General features: G+C 70.7%; 16 protein-coding genes and 1 tRNA gene. 6 read left to right on the top strand and 11 right to left on the bottom strand.

Annotated elements, in window-relative coordinates:
• Window positions 1-54: 54 nt before the first annotated feature.
• The 4 genes from B2W79_RS06530 to B2W79_RS06515 all read right to left on the bottom strand — a co-directional run bounded on the left by B2W79_RS06530 (window position 55) and on the right by B2W79_RS06515 (window position 3,932).
• Window positions 55-1,179: a 5-(carboxyamino)imidazole ribonucleotide synthase gene (locus B2W79_RS06530; protein ID WP_292788034.1), complete on the bottom strand. Its 1,125-nt coding sequence runs from the start codon at window positions 1,177-1,179 to the stop codon at window positions 55-57.
• Window positions 1,180-1,274: 95 nt separating this feature from the next.
• A complete protein-coding gene (locus B2W79_RS06525; protein ID WP_083391712.1) occupies window positions 1,275-1,787 on the bottom strand; it encodes a PH domain-containing protein in 513 nt (170 codons plus the stop codon).
• Between the two features lie 94 nt (window positions 1,788-1,881).
• Window positions 1,882-2,652, bottom strand: a complete 771-nt coding sequence (locus B2W79_RS06520) for a biotin--[acetyl-CoA-carboxylase] ligase (protein ID WP_292788032.1) — start codon at window positions 2,650-2,652, stop codon at window positions 1,882-1,884.
• The gene (locus B2W79_RS06515) at window positions 2,649-3,932 is read right to left on the bottom strand and encodes a CDP-glycerol glycerophosphotransferase family protein (RefSeq protein ID WP_292788030.1); all 1,284 of its coding nucleotides are present in this window, start codon (window positions 3,930-3,932) and stop codon (window positions 2,649-2,651) included. Before B2W79_RS06515 ends, B2W79_RS06520 begins: the two co-directional genes overlap by 4 nt.
• A 147-nt stretch (window positions 3,933-4,079) precedes the next feature.
• Here B2W79_RS06515 and B2W79_RS06510 point away from each other — a divergent pair, with 147 nt between their 5' ends.
• Window positions 4,080-5,105, top strand: coding sequence for a glycosyltransferase (locus B2W79_RS06510; RefSeq protein ID WP_292788096.1), 1,026 nt, complete (start codon window positions 4,080-4,082; stop codon window positions 5,103-5,105).
• 10 nt (window positions 5,106-5,115) lie between these two features.
• Here B2W79_RS06510 and B2W79_RS06505 read toward each other — a convergent pair whose 3' ends face one another.
• Genes B2W79_RS06505 through B2W79_RS06495 form a run of 3 tightly spaced genes read right to left on the bottom strand, consistent with a single transcriptional unit; the run spans window position 5,116 to window position 9,423 of the window.
• Complete coding sequence (locus tag B2W79_RS06505) at window positions 5,116-6,552, bottom strand: CDP-glycerol glycerophosphotransferase family protein (RefSeq protein WP_292788028.1); 1,437 nt, start codon at window positions 6,550-6,552, stop codon at window positions 5,116-5,118.
• Window positions 6,549-7,802, bottom strand: coding sequence for a CDP-glycerol glycerophosphotransferase family protein (locus B2W79_RS06500; protein WP_292788026.1), 1,254 nt, complete (start codon window positions 7,800-7,802; stop codon window positions 6,549-6,551). The genes B2W79_RS06505 and B2W79_RS06500 overlap by 4 nt, the downstream gene beginning before the upstream one ends.
• Before the next feature lie 46 nt (window positions 7,803-7,848).
• On the bottom strand, window positions 7,849-9,423 hold the full coding sequence (locus tag B2W79_RS06495) for a S1C family serine protease (RefSeq protein WP_292788024.1): 1,575 nt from the start codon (window positions 9,421-9,423) through the stop codon (window positions 7,849-7,851).
• 95 nt (window positions 9,424-9,518) lie between these two features.
• Here B2W79_RS06495 and B2W79_RS06490 point away from each other — a divergent pair, with 95 nt between their 5' ends.
• A complete protein-coding gene (locus B2W79_RS06490; protein ID WP_292788022.1) occupies window positions 9,519-10,721 on the top strand; it encodes an aminotransferase class I/II-fold pyridoxal phosphate-dependent enzyme in 1,203 nt (400 codons plus the stop codon).
• Between the two features lie 9 nt (window positions 10,722-10,730).
• Here the strand turns inward: B2W79_RS06490 and B2W79_RS06485 are convergent, their stop codons facing one another.
• A complete protein-coding gene (locus B2W79_RS06485) occupies window positions 10,731-11,540 on the bottom strand; it encodes a carbon-nitrogen hydrolase family protein (RefSeq protein WP_292788021.1) in 810 nt (269 codons plus the stop codon).
• A gap of 78 nt (window positions 11,541-11,618) precedes the next feature.
• Between B2W79_RS06485 and B2W79_RS06480 the strand changes: the two genes are divergently transcribed.
• From B2W79_RS06480 to B2W79_RS06465, 4 genes are all read left to right on the top strand, one after another.
• Window positions 11,619-11,692 (top strand) — tRNA-Met (locus B2W79_RS06480).
• 258 nt (window positions 11,693-11,950) lie between these two features.
• A complete protein-coding gene (locus B2W79_RS06475; RefSeq protein ID WP_292788019.1) occupies window positions 11,951-13,111 on the top strand; it encodes a glutathione-independent formaldehyde dehydrogenase in 1,161 nt (386 codons plus the stop codon).
• A gap of 25 nt (window positions 13,112-13,136) precedes the next feature.
• A complete protein-coding gene (locus tag B2W79_RS06470; protein ID WP_292788016.1) occupies window positions 13,137-13,823 on the top strand; it encodes a TMEM175 family protein in 687 nt (228 codons plus the stop codon).
• A 73-nt stretch (window positions 13,824-13,896) separates the two neighbouring features.
• A complete protein-coding gene (locus tag B2W79_RS06465) occupies window positions 13,897-14,772 on the top strand; it encodes an aminoglycoside phosphotransferase family protein (protein ID WP_292788014.1) in 876 nt (291 codons plus the stop codon).
• A 23-nt stretch (window positions 14,773-14,795) separates the two neighbouring features.
• Here the strand turns inward: B2W79_RS06465 and B2W79_RS06460 are convergent, their stop codons facing one another.
• The 3 genes from B2W79_RS06460 to B2W79_RS06450 form a co-directional block, all read right to left on the bottom strand.
• Window positions 14,796-15,638, bottom strand: a complete 843-nt coding sequence (locus B2W79_RS06460; protein WP_292788012.1) for a universal stress protein — start codon at window positions 15,636-15,638, stop codon at window positions 14,796-14,798.
• A gap of 263 nt (window positions 15,639-15,901) precedes the next feature.
• On the bottom strand, window positions 15,902-16,792 hold the full coding sequence (locus B2W79_RS06455; protein WP_292788010.1) for a hypothetical protein: 891 nt from the start codon (window positions 16,790-16,792) through the stop codon (window positions 15,902-15,904).
• A gap of 225 nt (window positions 16,793-17,017) precedes the next feature.
• The gene (locus tag B2W79_RS06450; protein ID WP_292788009.1) at window positions 17,018-19,924 is read right to left on the bottom strand and encodes a UPF0182 family protein; all 2,907 of its coding nucleotides are present in this window, start codon (window positions 19,922-19,924) and stop codon (window positions 17,018-17,020) included.
• Between the last annotated feature and the right edge of the window lie 45 nt (window positions 19,925-19,969).

Genomic DNA, 19,969 nt, shown 5'->3' with positions numbered 1-19,969 from the left:
TGGGAGAACACCCGAGCGGCACACGTCTTTTCCCGTGCGCCGCCGCGGGAATCCTCAGACGAAGGCGGCCGCGGCCGCCCTGGCGACGTACACCGCGTCGTCGAGGTCGTCCCCTGCGATGTTGACGTGACCCACCTTCCGACCGGGACGCGGTGCCTTGCCGTACGTGTGGATCTTGGCGTCCGGGTGCGCGGCCATCGCCGCCTCGAAACGGTCCCCCAGCGTGCCCTCCACGGGACCTCCGAGGATGTTCACCATGACCGCCCAGGCCGCACGAGGCCGAGTGTCGCCCAGAGGCAGATCAGCCACGGCACGCAGGTGCTGCTCGAACTGTCCGGTGACGGCGCCGTCCTGGCTCCAGTGCCCGCTGTTGTGCGGACGCATCGCGAGCTCGTTCACGAGGATGCGCTCGTCGTCCGTCTCGAAGAGCTCGACCGCGAGCATCCCGGTCACGCCGAGGCCCTCCGCGATGCGACGACCGATGTCCTCGGCGACCTCGGCGAGACGCTCGGTCGCCGCGGGCGCCGGGGCGATCACCTCGGCGCAGACGCCATCGCGTTGCACGGTCTCGACGACCGGATACGAGATCATCTCGCCTCCGGGTCGGCGCGCGACCTGCTGGGCGAGCTCGCGGACGAAGGGGACGAGCTCCTCGGCGAGCAGGGCGTCAGAGCCCTCGAGCGCATCGAGCCAGTCCTGCGCCTCGACACCGGAGCGCACGACCCGCACGCCCTTGCCGTCGTATCCGCCCCGCGGCGTCTTGACCACCGCGGCACCATCGTGCTCGTCGAGGAAGCGCTGCAGCTCATCGGCGGAACGGACCGAGGCCCACTCCGGCTGCGGCACGTCGAGCTCCGCCAAGCGGGCGCGCATGACGAGCTTGTCCTGCGCGAACTGGAGGGCATCCGGTCCGGGATGCACCGCGATCCCCTCGGCGACGAGGGCACGCAGCACCTCCTGCGGCACATGCTCGTGATCGAAGGTGAGGACGTCGACGTCGGCGGCGAAGGCGCGCACGGTGTCGAGGTCCCGGTAGTCGCCGACCGCTGTGGCGGCCAGGCCCGCGGCCATGCCCTCCTCCTCGGCGAGCACCCGCAGTTCGAGACCGAGCTCGACCGCCGGAGCGATCATCATCCGTGCCAGCTGTCCTCCGCCGATCACGCCCACACGCAGCGCCATGTGCCGCCTCCATTCGTCATGCCCATTCTTCCGCACGCTCGCTGGTCCGGGGAACGGCGAAGCGAACGGGCCGGGAGGCGGTCGCGAGTTCGCGCTCAGGCGAATTCGTCGCCGCTCGCCTGGGCGTCGCGATGGGCGAGGATCTGCCCGACCTCGATCTGATCCGCGAGCGTCTCGTGCACGAGGGTGACGTTCGGGACGTTCACGAGACGGAGAGGCGCGTCCACGCCGTTCGAGAGCGTGATGGTGCCGCAGCCCCACATCCGCTGCAGCGGACCCCGGCGGACACCGATCGTGTAGCCGCGGGCGTGCGACATCTCGCGGCGGTTGCGCGCGCCCAAGCCCTGGGCTGCGATGACACGACGGGTCGTGATCGTCGTCGTCCGCGAGTACCAGACGATGAAGGGGATCACGACGGCGACGAGCACGACGACCCCGGCGGCGGCGAGCAGCATCCAGTCCTCGAAGCCGGCCGGAAGGTTGCCGTAGAAGTAGGCGGTGGCCCCGAAGGTGGCGACGAGCACGAGCGCCGACCAGAAGAGCCGGCGAGCGTGGCCGCGGAAGCGCGCGATGAGCAACTCCTCGGCGGGAGTGCCGGGCGGCGGCATCAGCGGGCGTCCGCCGAGCGTCACGGGCTGGGTCACACCCCCATTGTGCCCGCGATCGCCGACAACACCGTCCGCGAGACGGCGTGTCCCCGCGTCACGCGGGCCGGACGTGCACGACGTCACCCGCGGAGACCGCGTGCACGGTCCCCTCCGCCGCGACGAGGAGACGCCCCTCGTCGTCGATGCCGACGGCGACGCCCTCGAGCAGGGACCCGCCGGGGAGCGAGACGCGCACGGCTTGTCCGACCGTCGCGCACCGCGCGGTCACCGCCGCATGCAGACCGCTCGCGGTCGCGTCGTCCGCCGCGGCGAGCGCGCGGAGGTGGCCGTCGAGCGCCGACACGTAGGAACGGAGCAGCTCGTCCTCGTCGACGACGATCCCCTGCACCGCGAAGGAGGTGGCCGTGGGAACCGGAAGCTGCGTCGCGGTCATGGCGGTGTTGACGCCCGCCCCGACGATCACGGCCGTCGGCGTGACCTCGGCGAGGATGCCGCAGATCTTCCGGCCGTCGACGAGGACGTCGTTCGGCCACTTGAGGACGACGGCGGCATCAGGAAGCTGTGCGGCGACGGCCTCGGACATGGCCGCCCCGGCGGCGAGCGGGATCCAGCCTCGCGCCGCCGGCTCGGCAGGCAGATCGCGGAGGAGGACGCTCACCGCGAGCGCCGAACCCGCCGGGGCCACCCACCGGCGATCCAGCCGCCCCCGTCCGGCCGTCTGGTGCCGGGTCAGGAGGACCGAGAGGTGCGGCCAGGCGTCGGCGTCGTCCGCGTTTCTCCGCAGGTCGGCGTTCGTCGATCCGGTCGCGTCGACGACCTCGAGACGCGGTACGAGCGCAGCGGAACGTGAGAAGTCGCCGCTCATGCGTCCTCGTCGTCCGCCTCGTCGTCGTCATCGTCCGCATCACCGCGGACGGCACCGATCTCCCGGTCGCGCCACCGCTGCCACTCCCCCATGAGCCGGTCGACGGCGGCGTGGAACTTCTGCGTCGCCACGCCGGGGGTCGTGTCGCCGAAGTAGTGGCGCACCCACATCTGCAGGCGCGCGACGGCCGCTTCGTCCTCCCGCACGCGCTCGACCTCGGCGACGATGTCGTCCGCCGCCTCCGCGGACAGCCATTCGCAGTCGGAGAGGTAGCCGGTGGTGTCGACGGCGGCCTCTTCGTCGACAGGGCGCGTGATCATGAGCGGCTTTCCCGCCGCGAGGCGGTCGTACACCATGGCCGAGATGTCCACGACGGCGACGTCGGCGGCGGCGAGCTGCCAGCCGAGCTCGGGGCCGTCGTCGTACACGTGCTGCGCGGTCGGGTCGGCCGCGTTCGCGGCGGCGATGGCCGCGACGATGCGCCGATGCGCCGCCCCGTAGGCCTCGTCGACGACACCGCTGCGCGGGTGCGGGCGGTAGATGACCCGGTGCTCGCCCGTCGCGAGCAGTCGCGCCACCAGGCGCTCGCCGTGCGAGGCGATGGAGCCGTAATGCGCGCTGGGACGATCGCCTTCCCACGTCGGGGCGTAGAGGACGACGAGACGGTCGTCCGGCGTGTACGGGAGCGAGCCGGAGTAGTGGTCCGCCTGGGGGCGTCCGATCTCGATCGTCCGGCTCTCCACGTCGTAGTCCCACAGCGTCCGCGACAGCCGATCCCTGGCCGCCTGACCGGCGACGAAGGCGTAGTCGTAGGCCTTGTACTGATTCGTGGTCATGTACATCTTGTCGGACTCGCCGTGATTGATGAACACATGCCAGCGACGGCCGTACCGGAACATCTGGAAGTTGCGGGTGTTCTGATTCACGTAGAGGACCAGCCGGATGTCCTGTGTGGCCAGGAACCGCTCGAGATCGCGCACCTTCGGCACGAACGCGACGGGCGGGCCGTCCTCCTCCAGCAGCTTCTCCGCGCCGGTCGCCTGGCGCGCGAGCACCACCACGGGCCACCGCTCGGCGAGCGCGGCGAGCGGGCGGTACCACTGCCGCATCTGATACATGTTGACCGCGCCGTCTGCGAAGTACACGGCGACCCGGAAGTGATCTGCCGAGTACGGCGCCTGATCCGCCAGCCGACGGCGGACACGCTGCACCGCGGAGCGCGAAGCGAGCGCCCGCCGAAGGAGACGGTAGGCCTTCTTCGCGTCAGACAGTGCACCCATCCCTCCAGGATAGTTCGTCCGCTCGCGGCCCCCGCTGAGCCGCGACCACCGCGCTCTGCCTGGGAGGGCGGGGCAGGAGCGGCGTGACATGATCGACGTGTGCCAGCCAACGGATCCCCCGCCCCCGTCACCGGGGTGTCCTTCGTGATGCCGGTGCTCAACGAACGCGCCTACCTGGAGCACGCGGTCGCGTCGGTGCTCGCTCAGGAGGTCGGGGTTCCGGCCGAGCTCGTCCTCGCGCTGGGACCGTCGTCGGACGGCACCACGGCCCTCGCCCGCCGACTGGCCGCTGCCGACGACCGGATACGCCTCGTGGACAACCCCGCCGCGCACATCCCCGTCGGACTCAACGCCGCGATCCGGGCCAGCCGCTACCCCACCGTCATCCGGGTCGACGCGCACTCCGAGCTCGCGCCCGGCTACGCGGCCCGTGCGCTGCAGACGCTGCAGCGCACGGGGGCGGCCAACGTCGGCGGCGTGATGCACGCCGAGGGCCGGACTCCCTTCCAGAAGGCCGTCGCCCGGTTGTACAACTCCCCGGTCGGCCTGGGCGGCGGCGCGTATCACGGCGGCCGCGTCGAGGGCGAGGCGGAATCCGCCTACCTCGGCGTGATGCGGCGGGAGGTGCTCGACGAGGTCGGTCTCTTCGACGAGTCGATCCGCCGCGGCGAGGACTGGGAGCTGAATCTGCGCATCCGTCAGGCCGGCCACCGGGTGTGGTTCGATCCCGAGCTGTCGGTGACCTACTGGCCGCGGGAGAGCTGGCTGCGACTGGCCAGACAGTTCCGCGCGACCGGGGCCTGGCGAGGAGAGCTGGTGCGCCGCTTCGGGCGCCGCAACGGTCTGCGCTACTTCGCCCCGCCGGTGCTCCTGCTGTTCGTCGTGCTCGCCGTCGTCCTCGGGATCCTGCAGCTCACCGGGGTCGTGTCCGGCATGGTCTCCCTCATCGCCTCGGGTCTGGTCTACGTCCCGCTCGCGCTCTACGTCCTGCTCGTGGTCGGCGTGGCTCTCGCGCCGGGCGGGGGCGGCGTGCGGCAACGCCTGTGGACGCTCCTCGTGCTGCCCACGATGCACCTCTCGTGGGGCCTCGGCTTCCTCGGCGGGGTGCTGCGCGGAGCCGGCGACACGGTGGACGCATCGCGGCTCGGCACGCGGAACACTCCCCTGCCCTGAACGCCGACGGCTACGGGGTGACGAATCCGAGGTCGAGGATCCGGTCGACCACCCGCTGCGCGGCCCGGCCGTCGTCGAGCGCGTTGAACTGCCGCTGCCACGCGGCATAGCGCTCCGCGTACCGTTCCCGGTGGCCCTGGTCGTCCAGCGCGGCCACGAGCTCGTCCTGCGTACGGACCAGCGGGCCCGGCGCGCGTTCCGCGAGATCGAAGTAGAAGCCGCGGAGCTGACCGCGATAGTGGTCGAGGTCGGGCACGAGGAAGTACATCGGCTTGCCCGTCACCGAGAAGTCGAACATGACGGAGGAGTAGTCCGTCACGAGGGCGTCGGCGGCGAGCAGGAGCTGCGCCGTCTCGGGATAGCCGGTCACGTCGATCACCCGCGCGCCGGCACGGTCCCTGCCCTCCCCCAGCGTGCGCGAGTGACCGCGCACGAGCACGACGGCGTTCGTCTGCCGCGCGAGGAGTTCCGGATCGACGAAGTCGACCATCTCCGCACGGTCGTCACGCCACGTCGGGGCGTAGAGCAGCACGCGTTCGTCGGCTCCGATGCCGAGCGCCGCGCGCACGGCGACCGGATCCCCGGTGCGCAGAGCATCGTTGCGAGGATAGCCGTCGACCCAGATCGGCCGCCCGAAGAACGCGTAGGCCTTGCGGAGGATGCGCGCGGAGTAGGTGTTCTGCGCCAGCAGCACGTCCCACCGCCGGGACTCCTTGACCACCGCCACCATCCGCCGGGGGTCGAACCCCGGGCGGTGCAGCGCCAGACGTTTGAGGGGCGTGCCGTGCCAGGTCTGCAGCACCTTCTGCCCCGGCTTGCGCGCGAAGCGACGGCGCAGCCAGTCGTTCACGATGAGCAGTCGTGCAGCACCGCGGGCGCGCCACCATTCCGGGCTGCCCTCGATGACCGCTATCGCGCCGTCCGGCACCTCCACCGACAGATCGGCGACGCTCCAGTACCGGCGCACCTGCGGAGCACGCCGCGCCAGCTCCCGATCGATGGCGCGGGGGTTGCACCCGACGCTCCGGCCGTAGAAGCTCTCGAAGAACACGGCGTTCTCCGTCCCGCCGGTCTGCGCCACATAGCGCTCCTCGAGTGTCGAGCGCCCTTCTGCCGTGTCGTACACGGGATCGACGGGTGCCGCGATGCGGACGAGCGCGCCTTCGACGGCGATCCGCACGCCCGGGAGCACGACCGGCGCGAGACGCAGCTCCGCCAGATCGGCGCCGCCGATACGCAGCTCGTACTCACCTGATGGCAGGGGCAGCTCCGGGCCACCCCACCGGGATGCGCGGAGCACGAACGTCGCCTTCCAGGTCTTCCCCCCGCCGGTGACGCGGGCCTCCACCCGCGCCCGCGGTCCGGAGAGTTCGGCACTCTCCGGACGCTGCCCGGTCCCTGCGATGACCAGCGCCTGTGCCGTGTCATCGATGCGGGCCGTCGTCATGCTGCTCCCTTCGGCGCAGGGATCCCCCGCGCACGGATCGTCCGGTATACCCGACGAGTGTTCTGACCGTCACGGAACGCGTGCATCTCCGCGCTGAGCGTAGCGGAACGTCGGGCAGCCTCGTCGAACGCGGCGGGGTCGCCGAGCAGCGTCGCCAGCCGGACGAGCGCCGCCTCCCATCCCGTCGCGACGCCTGAAGCGGCGACGTCCTCGAAGCGCCCGTAGAAGCCGCGGGTGCGGGCGTACTCCCTCACATCGGGTGCGAGGAAGACCACCGGCATGTCCAGGAGCCCTACGTCGTAGGCGAGCGAGGAGTAGTCGGTGATGAGGACGTCGACCGCGGCCAGCACCGGGGTGACGTCGCTGACGACCGCGCTGGGCAGCGCGCGCACTCGCTCGGTCGTCAGCGGTGGCGTGTAGCTGCCGTCACCGAGCGGATGCGAACGAACGAGGAGGACGGCGTCGTGCTCCTCCAGCACCCGGATGATCTGCATCCATTCCTCGGCCGTCGGCACCGAGGGGTCCGGGGCGCCGTCCCGCCACGTCGGCGCGTAGAGGACCACTCGTCGGGCGTCGCCGATCGCGCCCACGGCCTCCGCGAGCAGAGCCCGTGCATGCGCGCGGCGTTCCTGGGGCGTGCCGAGGGAGAGCACATCGACGCGCGGCTCCCCCGTGACCACGACCCGGCCGTCGCTCAGCCCGAACGCGGACTCGAGGCGCGCCCTGGCCCGGTGCGAGGCGGCGGGCAGGACGCGGATCCGTTGCGCGGCGCCGCGGTACAGCAGCCCGACGAGGCGCCGGAGGATCGGGGCGCCGGGGACGGCGGGCACCTGCGTGGTGGCCGGCGAGTCGAGGCCGATGCGCTTGAGCGGGATACCGTGCCAGAGCTGCACGACGAAGGCACCACCGTTGCCGTAGCGGTTCACATCGCCGAGGCCGTGCGTCACGATCAGCACGCCGGCGCGCGCGGTCGCCCACCATCCGCGGAACCCGCCCCGCGGGACGGTCCGCAGGCCGAGGGCCTCGGCGTCGGCCGCTTCGCGCGCCGATCCGGTCAGCCAGAGGGTCTCATGCCCCTCCCCTGCCGCATACCGCTGCAGGGCGAGAGCGCCGTCGCCGACGCCGGCACCGCAGCCGAAGACCCATCGCCGACCGCGCGGCACGACGAGGGTGCCCAGACGACCGAGGGCGTACAGCGGGATCCGGAGCAGCTTGGCCGCGTTGCCGGTGCCGAAAGAGAAGGACGCCACCCGGCGAGCCTATCGCGCGGGTGGCGTCCTTCTCTGACCGTCGGGATCAGCCGGCGAGCGTGCCGAGCGTCACCTCGATCTCACTCTGCTTGCCGTTGCGGACGTAGGTCACGTCAGCCTTGCTGTCGGCCGCCGCCGCACGCACCTGCGCGGTCAGGTCGGTCGCGCTCGTGATGGGCACCCCGTTGAAGCTCGTCACGACGTCGCCGACCTGGAGACCGGCGGCCGCGGCCGCGCCCCCGTCGGTGACCTCGGCGATGTACGCACCGGCCTCGGTCGCGCCCTCGACGCCGGAGGCATCGCGGACGGATGCGCCCAGCAGGCCGTGGGTGGCCGCGCCGTCGGCGATGATCTCGTCCGCGACGCGCTTGGCGATGTTGGACGGGATGGCGAAGCCGATGCCGATCGAGCCCGACTCCTCGGAGTTGCCCGAGCTCGCGATGGCGACGTTGATGCCGATCAGCTCGCCCTTGCTGTTGACGAGGGCGCCGCCCGAGTTGCCATGGTTGATCGCGGCGTCCGTCTGGATCACGGCGATCGAGATCGACTCGGTGGCCTGCTGCCCGCTGTTGCCGGGCAGATCGAACTGGAACGGCCCTTCGCTCTGCCCGTCCTCCGGCGCCTGCTGCTGCGGGGCGTCCTCGGAGGAGGAGTCGGGAAGCGCGGAGGAGGCGATCTGGATGCTGCGGTTCAGCGCGCTCACGATGCCGGTGGTGACCGAGTTCGCCAGGCCCAGCGGGGCGCCGAGGGCTACGGCGGTGTCGCCGACGTTCAGCTTCGACGAGTCTGCGAATGCGATCGGAGTCAGGCCCTCGGCGTCGGTGAGCTTGATCACCGCGAGGTCGTAGATCGGGTCGGTGCCGACCACGGTGGCATCGTAGATGCGCCCATCGGAGGTCGTGACCCGGATCGTCGGGTCTGCCGCCGCCCCGCCGAGCGTGACGACGTGCGTGTTGGTGAGGACGTAGCCGTCCTTGCTGATGATGACGCCCGAGCCGCTGCCGGCCTCCTGGGAGCCGGCGACCTCGATCGTCACGACAGAGGGAAGAGCCTCGGTCGCGACCGCGGTGGTCTCGTTGACCGAGCCGGGATTGTTCACCGTGACGGTCTGCGGCCCCTGCGCCGACCCGGAGGACGGCGAGTCCTGCAGCCCGGTGAGCAGCGCGCCGCCGCCGAAGCCGGCGACGCCACCGACGAGGGCGGCCGCGACGATGAACGCCGCGACGCGGGTGCCACCGCGCGATTTCTCCTTCGTCGCGGCGGGGGCCGGCTCCGCCGGCGGCACCGTGCCGTCGAGCGGGCGGGTGTCCTGCGCCGGGACGCCGAATGCGGCGCCGGGGACGCCGGCGGCGCCCGGACCGGGCGCGGCCAAACCGTGCGGCACGGGGGCCACCGTCGGCGTACCGGCGGCGTGCGACGCGAACGTCGGCGGCATGTGGTGGCCCTGCGGGGCGACCGGGGCGGAGGCAGCCGGTGCGCCCGTCGCGGGGGTGCCGTCGGTGGCGGGAGACGGCGCGCTCGGCGCGGCCTCGGGGGTCTGGGGGATCTGGGGGGTGTGTCCGGCGGACACAGCGTCGTCCGACGCCGGTGCCGGGCGGTCCTGCGGGTTGTCCTGGTTCATGGTGTGCTCCTTCAACGCTCCTCCAGGATGCCCCGCATCCCTGTGCGTTCCTTATGCCGAGCTTGAGTTTCCGCTATGGCCTTAGCCTGTTCTTCATGAGTGTCATCCCCGGCGCATGGCGTCGCACGGCGGCCGGTGCCGGTCTGCTCGACGCGGACGGTTCCGTCGCGCCCACCATCTTCGCAGAGATGTCCGCCGCGGCGGCCCGAACCGGCTCGATCAATCTGGGCCAGGGCTTCCCCGACGAGGACGGCCCGGCGGCGGTGCTCACCGCCGCACGCGACGCGATCGCCGACGGCCTCAACCAGTACCCGCCCGGGCGCGGGTACCCCGATCTGCTTCTGGCCATCGCGGAGCATCAGCAGCGCTTCTACGGCCTCGCAATCGACCCGGACTCCGAGGTCATCGTGACGGCCGGCGCCACCGAGGCCCTCACCGCGACCCTGCTCGCCCTCATCGACGGGCCGGAGGACGAGGTCGTCGTCTTCGAGCCCTACTACGACTCGTACGCCGCGGCGGTGGCGCTCGCGGGCGCTCGCCTTCGGACGGTGCCCCTGCTGGCGCCCGATTTCCAGCCCGACCTGGATCAGCTGGCGGAGGCCGTCACGGACCGGACCAGGATCATCCTCGTCAACGACCCGCACAACCCCACCGGAGCCGTCTTCGACGAGGAGGTGCGCCGCGAGGTGGTGCGCCTGGCCGCGCGGCACGACGCGATGATCGTCACGGACGAGGTCTACGAGCATCTCACCTTCCACACCCCGCACGTCCCGATCGCCACCCTGCCCGGTGCCGCGGAGCGGACCCTCACCATTTCGTCCGCGGGGAAGACCTTCTCGACCACGGGGTGGAAGATCGGCTGGGTGCACGGCCCCGCCGCGCTCATCACGGCCGTCCTGACCGTCAAGCAGTACCTCACGTACGTCAACGGCGCCCCGTTCCAGCCGGCTGTGGCGGTGGGCCTCCGCCTCGACGACGCGTTCTTCTCGGATGCCGCCGCCGCGCTCGCCCGCAAGCACGCCATCCTCGGCGACGGTCTGCGCGCAGCCGGCTTCACGGTCCACGCACCGCAGGGCGGCTACTTCACGGTGGCCGATGCGACGGCCCTCGGCGGCACGGACGCGGCGGCCTTCTGCCGCACGCTTCCGGAACGGGCGGGTGTCGTGGCGATCCCGCTCACCGCCTTCGTGTCCCCCGCGCGGCGCCCGACGTACGCGGGGCTCGTGCGTTTCGCGGCATGCAAGCGCGTGGAGGTGCTGGAGGAGGCGGCTACGCGCCTCGCGAGCCTGCACCCCTGAGGGGCGCGGTCAGCGTGGGACCACGGCGTACCGCCGTGCCCGCAGCGAAGGGTTCGTCGCACGGACGCGGGCGATCACCGCGCCATCGACCACACCGAGGGCCACTCCCGGCTCGGAGCCGATACCGGCGCGGACGACGCCCTGCGGGTCGACGATGCGCGAGTGGCCCACGCCGATCGGCGCCGGGTGGTCCGCGGCGATCACGAACACCGTGTTCTCGATGGCCCGCGCCGCGAGCAGGGTGGTCCAGTGCTGCTCCTTGAGCGGTCCGCGCACCCACTCCGCCGGCACCACGAGCGCCTCGGCGCCGGCGACCGCGAGAAGCCGCGACAGCTCGGGGAACCGCAGGTCGTAGCAGGTCATCAGTCCGAAGCGCACTCCGCCGACCTCGAACACCGCGGGCTCGCCGATGCCTCCCGACTCCACCCAGTCCGACTCGGTCTGCCCGAACGCGTCGTAGAGGTGCTGCTTGCGGTAGACCGCGAGGATGCCGTCGCCGCGCACGGCGACGACCGTGTTGCGCACGCGCCCCTCGTCCGAGGCCTTCTCCGTGACGCCCGCGACGATGACGACGGCGAGCTCCGCGGCCAGACCGATGAGCCCGGTCACGAACTGGCCGTCCAGGTGCTCCGCGTTCGCCGCCAGGCGCTCGTCCATCGGGTCGACGAAGAAACTCGAGTACTCCGGGAACACGATCAGCTTCGCCCCGAGCCGCGCGGCCTCTGCGGCGAGCTCGGCGATCTGCTCCCTGTTGCGCTCGCGCGAATCGGTGGGGGCGAACTGGCACACGGCGACGGGCACGGCGGTGTTCTCAGACATGACGCCATCCTCTCGCACCCGCCGGTGCCGCGCTCGATTCGACGCCTCCCCGGATCCGTGATAAGTTATCTCTTGTGCCGCGGGGTGGAGCAGTTCGGTAGCTCGCCGGGCTCATAACCCGGAGGTCGCAGGTTCAAATCCTGTCCCCGCAACAAATGAAGGCCCTCTGGCCGGGAGAGATCCCAGGCCGGAGGGCCTTTCGCATGTCCGGCGTCACCGCAGGCCGGCACTCTCGCCGCGCGGTTCCCGCATTGTCCTCCCCCGCCCCGGATCTGGGAAGGCCCTCCGTCGCGCACCGCCGCGGAGTCACGATGGCCCGGCTCACAGACTGAGCCGAAACGACATGGCCTGACCAGCGCTCCTCACTGCGCCACTCCATCGACGTTTCACATCGCTGAAAGGAAGAGGACATGAGAGCAGTAGTGTACGAAGGCCCGCATACGGTCAGCGTCACCGACGTATCGGATGCCCGTATCGAACGCCCCACCGACGTGCTCGTGCGCATCACCACCACGAACATCTGCGGCTCGGACCTGCACATGTACGAAGGCCGGACGAGTTTCGAGACCGGCCGATGGTTCGGCCATGAGAACCTCGGCGAGGTGATCGAGGTCGGCAAGGCCGTCGACAAGGTGAAGGTCGGCGACTACGTCGCGTTGCCCTTCAACGTCGCCTGCGGGCATTGCAAGAACTGCGAGCGGGGGTTCACCAACTACTGTCTCACCGCGCAGCCCGTCCCGGAGTGGGCGGGAGCCGCCTACGGCTTCGCCGACATGGGGCCGTGGGCCGGTGGTCAGGCAGAGCTCCTCCGGGTGCCGTGGGGCGACTTCAACTGTCTCCGCCTGGGAGAGGACGCCGAGGAGAAGCAGAACGACTACGTGATGCTCGCGGACATCTTCCCCACCGGCTATCACGCCACGGAGCTCGCCCACGTGAAGCCCGGGGACCAGACCGTCATCTACGGCGCGGGCCCCGTCGGCTACATGGCCGCCTACTCCGCGATCCTCAAGGGGGCCGGAAGGGTCATGGTCGTGGATCGGCATCCCGACCGCCTGCGCAAGATCGAGGAGCTGGGGGCGATCGCGATCGACGACTCGGCGGTGGACCCCGTCGAGGCGGTCAACGAGATGACGATGGGGCTGGGCGCCGACAACGGCTGCGAATGCGTCGGCTATCAGGCCCACGACCCGAGCGGCACCGAGGACCCGACCCTCACGCTGAACCGGCTCGTGAAGTCGGTGCGGTTCACGGGCGAGATCGGCGTCGTCGGCGTGTTCATCCCGCAGGATCCCGGCGCCACGGATGAGCTGGCCAAGCAGGGCAAGCTCGCCTTCGACTTCGGGGAGTTCTGGTTCCGCGGCCAGAAGCTCGGGAGCGGTCAGTGTCCGGTGAAGAAGTACAACCGACGACTGCGCGACCTCATCGCCGGCGGCAAGGCGACACCCTCCCGTGTGGTCAGCCACGATCTGCCGCTCGAAGAGGCACCGCAGGCGTACGAGCACTTCGACAATCGGGACGACGGCTGGACGAAGGTCGTGCTGCACCCGGATCGCACTTCGACGGCGGCGTGACCCGACGGGCGCGAGGGCGACGAAGATGGGGACGGACGGCCGACGGGACCGGCGCTCGCCGGCGCCTGCCGCGGGACGAGCGGATCCCGGCCGCGCGGTCGCGTTCAGTGATGCGATCATCGCCATCGTCATCACGCTGCTCGTGCTCGATCTCCGACCACCCCGGGCCGAGGAGGGCGAGCTGCTGCCCGCCCTCCTCGACGAGTGGCCGACCTATCTCGCGTATGCCGGCTCGTACGTCTATCTCGCGGTGATCTGGCTGAACCACAAGGCCGCCTTCACGCGGATCCGGGTGATGGACCGCGGCCTGCAATGGGCCAACCTCGGCATCCTCGCCACCCTCGCACTCGTCCCCTGGCCCACCGCGGTGATCGCGGAGACGGCGAGGACCGGGAATCTCGCAGACGAGCGGGTCGCCGTGGCGCTCTACGCTCTCGTCGGGGCTCTGCTGTGCTCCGCGTGGCTGCTCTTCTTCTCGTACCTGGCTCGTCACCCCGACCTCACGCACGAAGACGTCGACGACTCCTACTTCGCCCACGAACGCCCGCGCGCACTTATCGGAGTCGCCCTGTACCTCGCCGCCGGGGTCCTCGGCGTCGCGGTGCACCCGCTCGTCGCGTCGATCATCTTCCTGCTCCTCCCGGCTTTCTACGGCTTCACGAGCCACGGTCACGACGAGGGGCCCCGGCTGTTCTCCTCGTCCCGCCGTTAGAGCGTGCGCCCCATCCCGGTGCTCGGAGGCCGGTCGAGCCGCAGCGAGAGGCGACCTCTGCGAGTATCGAGGGGTGAGCCGACCGGTCGACATCGATGCGCGCGTCGTCGCGGAGCTCGTCGAGGAGCAGTTCCCCCGCTGGGCGCACCTCCCCGTCCGCGCCGTGGCGCGTCAGGGGTGGGACAACAGGACGTTCCGGCTGGGCGACGAGTTGTCGGTGCGGCTTCCCGTCGCCGAGCCCTATGCCGCGGCCGTGCACAAGGAGAGCAGAGCGCTCGCGTTCCTCGAGGGAAGGCTGCCTGTCGCGGTTCCCTCCGTCGTGGCGCTGGGGGCTCCCGGCCGGGGCTACCCGTTGCCGTGGTCGATCCGCCGGTGGCTCGACGGCGATACCGTGGACCGCGCCACGGAACTCGATCGCGTTCGCCTCGCCGTGGATCTCGGGGACCTCCTCCGCGTCCTGAGGTCTCTCCCCGTGCACGAAGGGCGGGCCGCCGGCCGGCATTCGTTCTTCCGCGGTTTGCATCCGAGCGTCTACAGCGACGAGGTCCAGGCCGCGCTCCAGCGGCTGGACGGCACCCTGGATGCGGAACTGTGCCGGAGCGTCTGGCTCGCCGCGACGGGCAGCGCGTGGGAGTCCGCGCCGGTCTGGTTCCACGGCGATGTCGCCGTGGGCAACCTGCTCGTCAGCGACGGCCGCCTGTCGGCGATGATCGACTTCGGCACCTGCGGCGTCGGCGATCCCGCCTGCGACCTCGTCATGGCATGGACGTACTTCGACGGCGACGCGCGCGACGCGTTCCGCGACGCCGTCGACCTGGATGCCGCGACCTGGCGACGGGCTCGCGGCTGGGCGCTCTGGAAGGCCCTGGTGACACTCGCAGGCGGGTCAGGACCGGGTGGCGACGACAGCCGTCGCGTTCTCCACGAGGTGCTGACCAGCCCGCTCTAGACCCGCGGATGCCGTCGAGCCGGTCAGCGGACGACGGCAGTGGGCGCCGCGAGGGCCGCGAGGACCTCATGACTGATGGAGCCGAGCAGGAAGCGGGCGACCGGCCCTCGTCCGTGCGATCCGACCACGGCGAGGCTCGCGGTGGCGGCCGTACGGTTGATGACCTCGGACGGGTAGCCGCGTTCCACCCGGGGCTGGAGCTCGAGATCCGGATACGTCTGGCGCAGTCCGGCGAGGGCGACGGCGAGGGTCTCCTCCGACAGCTCCTGCATGGAGGAGAGGTACTGCTCGGGGTATGCCCGCGCCCCGCGCGGAAGCGGGACGGGGGTCCACACCGTCACCGGGATGAGGGGCTCGCCGAGGCGGTCGGCCTCGGCGGCGGCGAAGGCGACCGCGGCCTCCGAGATCGGCGACCCGTCCACACCGACGACCACACCGCGACGGTCGGCGGTCTCGATGTCGGGGATCACCACGACAGGGCAGGACGAGTCGGCGACGATGCGCAGTCCGTGCGCCCCGCGCCGAGGGCTGTCCGCGTCATCCGGACGGAAGTCGCTGCCGATCACGAGGAGGTTCGCGCCCGCGGTGGTCGAGACGAGCTGTCGGACCGGGTCGCCGCGGAGCACGACGAGGTCGACGTCCAGGCCCTGATCCTTCAGCGTCTCCGCGTGCTCCTCCAGCAGACTCCGCGCGGCCGCGATCGCGGCGTCCACCACGGGGCCCTCCCCGACGGCGCCGACCGCTCCCCCGACGACGCTCGCGAGGAGCAGCGTGGCCTTCCGCGACCGTGCGCGGTGCGCCGCCCACTCCAGTGCTCGTCGTCCCGCCGACGTGTCCACCACTCCCACAACGATGCGCTCAGTCACGGCACCCTCCCTGTTTCCCTCCACCCTCCCATGCCACCCCCTCCCCGCGCGACGGTCCGTCCCGGACAAAACCCTCCGCCTACTCAGGCAGTCGCGCCAGCTCAGGCTTTCTGCCCAGAGGTCGCCTGACCTCGCGCGCCCGCCTGCTGCCGCGAGACCGCCTGTCCTGGCGTGCCGCGCGCGAAACCAGGCACCCGCGCGGCATCAGCCCCGCGGGCAGGGGGTCGCCTGAAGCGGCGCGAGTGCCTGAATGCGCGGGGCGACTACTCGCCGACGTACCGCCAACCCCGGGAGTTCTCGGTGACCTCCCGGAATCCTGTCCATCGGGTCCGTTCCTGCGCGTCCTCGCCATCGACGACGACGAGGACGGCGTGCACGCCCCCGACCAGCAGCCACCGGCCGGCTTCTGCCAGGAGCACGCGCCGCACGATCGGGTCCTCGGCGTCTTCATCGGACACCTCCGCCAGCACGGGGCCGACGGGGTGGCGCTCGGGGCGACCGACCGTGAGGTCCAGTTCGAGGTACCCGGTGTCGGCACCGTCGGTGCGTGCGATGAAACGGACCCCGCCGGAACCGAGCTCGCGGCGCACCGTGATCCCCTCGCTTCCGGCTCCCGCTCCCACGAGCTCGGTCGGCGTCGCCATCAGCACGACCTCGGTCGTTCCCGCGTGCACGAGCCCCGCCCTCGCGAAGGCTTCGCGCACGTGGGGCCAGGAGTCGGGAACCCCGGTGACTCCCGGGAACGGGAGCTGTCCCTCTGCGTACACCGCCGCCACACGCCACGTCCGGAGCTGGACCACGCACGCGCGCAGGAGCACATCGAAGGCCGAAGGGTCATCGGAGTCCGGAAAGGCCAGCGCGAACTGGATCAGCCCCGCGTCGCGATAGTCGTCGCTCACGCGGGCGTCGCCGGAGAACCGCTGCAGATGCGCCGCCGCGACGAGACGTTCGCGTTGCTCGACGACGATGGTCGCGCGCTCAGTGACCCAGGGGTCGAGGACGTACTCGTCCGGCTGACGCTCGAGGGCGCTGAGAACGGTGTTGACCGAGACGCGGGCTCCCGGGATCACGGTCGAGAGGTGTGCGTTGACCAGGTCTGTGAGCTGGTCTCTGTCGTCGCGACGGAAGAATCGAGCGCGGGGTGGGTGTTGCATTGCGGGCCTCCAGCTGAGTCAGGAAATGAAGGCCGCCACCGGGTGCGGTACATGCCCACGCTAACACGCTCGCCACCATGCACCCGCGCCGCATCAGGCCACCGGGCAGAGTCGCGCCTGATCTCGCGCGAGTGCCTGATGCGGCGGACCGGCTTCCGGCGCACAGGTACCGGGGAACGCGAAAGGGCACCCTGTGAGGGCGCCCTTTCGTGTGCGCGGGGAGGATCACTCTCCTGCGGCGGCCTCGAGTTCCAGGAGCTTCTCGACGGCCGCGGTGAGCCGCTTGTCCGCCTCGCCGAACTTCTCCAGGTCGCCCTCGGCGAGAGCCGCCTGGCGGTCGAGCAGTGCCTGCTGCGCCTTCGCCAGGGCATCGGCCTGCTCGTCCGTCGGGGTCGGCGTGGTCGGCGTCTCCCCGGTGTCGGGATCGGTCGTGCCCGGATCGGTGGGTTCGACCTCGTCGTCCCCACCGGTCGCGCCGGAGTCGCCGCCGAACAGCGTGTCCAACGCCTCGGTGAGGGTGTTCTCGAAGGCCACCCGGTCACCGAAGGCGACGAGCACCTTCTGCAGACGCGGCAGCTGCGTCCCCTCGGACGACTGCACGTAGACCGGCTGGACATAGAGCAGACCGCCACCGACGGGCAGCGTCAGCAGGTTGCCGTAGATGACCTCGGACTCCCCCTGCTGGAGCAGGTTGAGCTGCGGGACCACGGCCGTGTCCGAGTTGTAGGTGTTCTGCACCTGACCGGGGCCGGGCACCGTGGTATCGGTGTCGATCTCGAGCATGCGCAACTGCCCGTACCCCTCGGCCTTCACGCCCTTCTCCGCGCCGGCATCCGAGTCGACGGCGAGATAGCCCATCAGCACGTCACGGCTGCCCCCCGCACCCTGGGAGGCGGGGATGAAGGTGGAGAACATCGAGAACCGCGGTTCGTCCTGGCCCGGCATCTGCATGGTCAGGTAGTACGGCGGCTGCAGCATCGCGTCGCTGCGCGGGTCGTTCGGCGTCTGCCAGCGGTTGTCCTGCTGGGCGAACGAGCCGGCCTTGTCGACGTGGTAGATGCCGAGGATGTCGCGCTGCACCTTGAACAGGTCGGTCGGGTACCGGACGTGGCTCATGAGCTCGCCGGACATCTCGCTGATCGGCTTGAGGGTCGACGGGTAGACCTTCTGCCAGGTCTTGAGGATCGGGTCCTCCTCATCCCAGGCGTACAGCGTGACCGAGCCGTCGTAAGCGTCGACGGTGGCCTTGACCGAGTTGCGGATGTAGTTGATGTCGTCGATCGCGAGCGACGGCGTCGGCACGTTCGAGTCGGCGATCGCATCGGACAGGCTCACGCTCGTCGAATACGGGTAGGTCGAGCTCGTCGTGTAGCCGTCGACGATCCAGACGATGCGGCCGTCCACGACGCTCGGGTACGGGTCGCTGTCGAGCTCGAGGTACGGCGCGACCTTCTGCACGCGCGTCTTCGGGTCGCGGTCGTACAGGATCTGCGAGTCCTCGTTGACGAGGTTCGAGAACAGGATCTGCTCCGACTGGAACTTGAGCGCGTAGAGCAGCTTGGTGAAGCTGTCGCCGATCTTCGGTCCGCCGTTCCCGGAGAACGTCGTCTTCGTCTCGCTCGAGCCGTCCTTGCCGCGCGGGTAGTCGATCTCGACCGGGTCGGCCCCCTCCGGGGCGCCGACGATCGAGTACTCCGGGGAGTTCTCGCCGAAGTAGACCCGCGGCTCGAAGTCGCCCTGCTCGGACAGGAAGCCCGAGGTGGGGATGCCGCGCTCCAGGAAGACGGGCTCACCGTCGGTCGTGCGCTGGTTGCCTGCCGCGGCGACGAGGCCGTAGCCGTGCGTGTAGACCGCGACGCGGTTGTTCCAGTTGTCACCGTCGCCCAGACCCGACATGTCGAGGTCACGGACGGAGACGACCGTGTCCTGCTTCACGCCGTCGATCTCGTAGCGGTCGACGTCCATGGTCGTCTGGAACTGGTAGTAGCCGCGGTACTGCTCGAGCTGGCGGACGGTCGGCGGGATGACCTTCGGGTCCATGATGCGGATCGACGCGGTGGTCTCGGCATCGGCGCGGAGCTGGCCCGCCTCGGCATCCGTCTCGGCCTCGAAGGCCGTGGTCTCCAGGTCGGCGACGCCGTAGGCCTCCTTCGTGCCGTCGATGTTCCGCTGGTAGTACTCGGCCTGGTAGGCGTTCTGGTTCGGCTTGACCTGGAAGGTGGTGACCACCCACGGGTAGCCGATGCCGATGACGAGGGACGCCACGATCAGCAGCGCGGTCGCCGCGAGCGGGAAGCGCCAGCGGCCGATGACGGCCGTGATGAAGAAGAGGATGGCGACGACGGCGGCGATGATCGCGAGGATGCCGAGGCCGGGGATGGTCGCGTTGGCGCCCGTGTAGGCGGCACCGGTGATCCGGTCGTCCGGCTCCACGAGGGTCTTGTAGCGGTCCAGCCACAGGCTCGCCGCCTGCACGAGCAGGTAGAGACCGGCGATGACCGCGAGCTGGATGCGGGCCGGCTTCGAGATGCGCAGCTCGCCCTGGCCGACGCGCAACGAGCCGTACAGGTACGACACCAGTGCGGTGACGAGAAGGCTCAGCAGCAGGACCGCCGAGACGAACGCGAGCAGGATCGAGTAGAACGGCATCGCGAACATGTAGAACCCGGTGTCGACCTTGAACTGCGGGTCGACCTCACCGGTGGCGACGCCGTTGGCCCAGAGCCACACGGTCTTCCAGTTGCCGGCCGCCGCGAACCCCGCGAAGAGGCCGAAGAAGATGGGCATGCCCCACATCGCGAGGCGGCGCAGCGGCTCGATGACCTCCTGGTAGCGGTCGAGCTGCGAGCTCAGCCGGACGTAGACCGGGCGGAGCCGATACGCGAGCTGGATGACGACGAACAGCGGCACGGCCATGCCGAGGAAGCCGACGACGAACATCACCGCCGTCGCGATCCACTGCGTGGTGAGCACGCCGGTGAACCCGACCTGGTCGAACCAGAGGAATTCGGTGTAGAGCGACGCGAAGACGAAGAACGCCGCGATGAGCGCGGCGATGATCACCAGGGAGATTCCGAGGATGCGTCGGGAGGTTCGAGGCGTGGCCGGGGGCTGGGCTGGGGTCGAGGTCACCCCTCCATCCTAGGCACCGCTCGCTGTGGGCAGGCTGTCACACCG

It is taken from the genome of Microbacterium sp. UBA7513 (genome assembly GCF_002478345.1).
Classification (GTDB): Bacteria; Actinomycetota; Actinomycetes; order Actinomycetales; family Microbacteriaceae; genus Microbacterium.
This window is presented reverse-complemented; position numbering and strand designations above follow the sequence as displayed.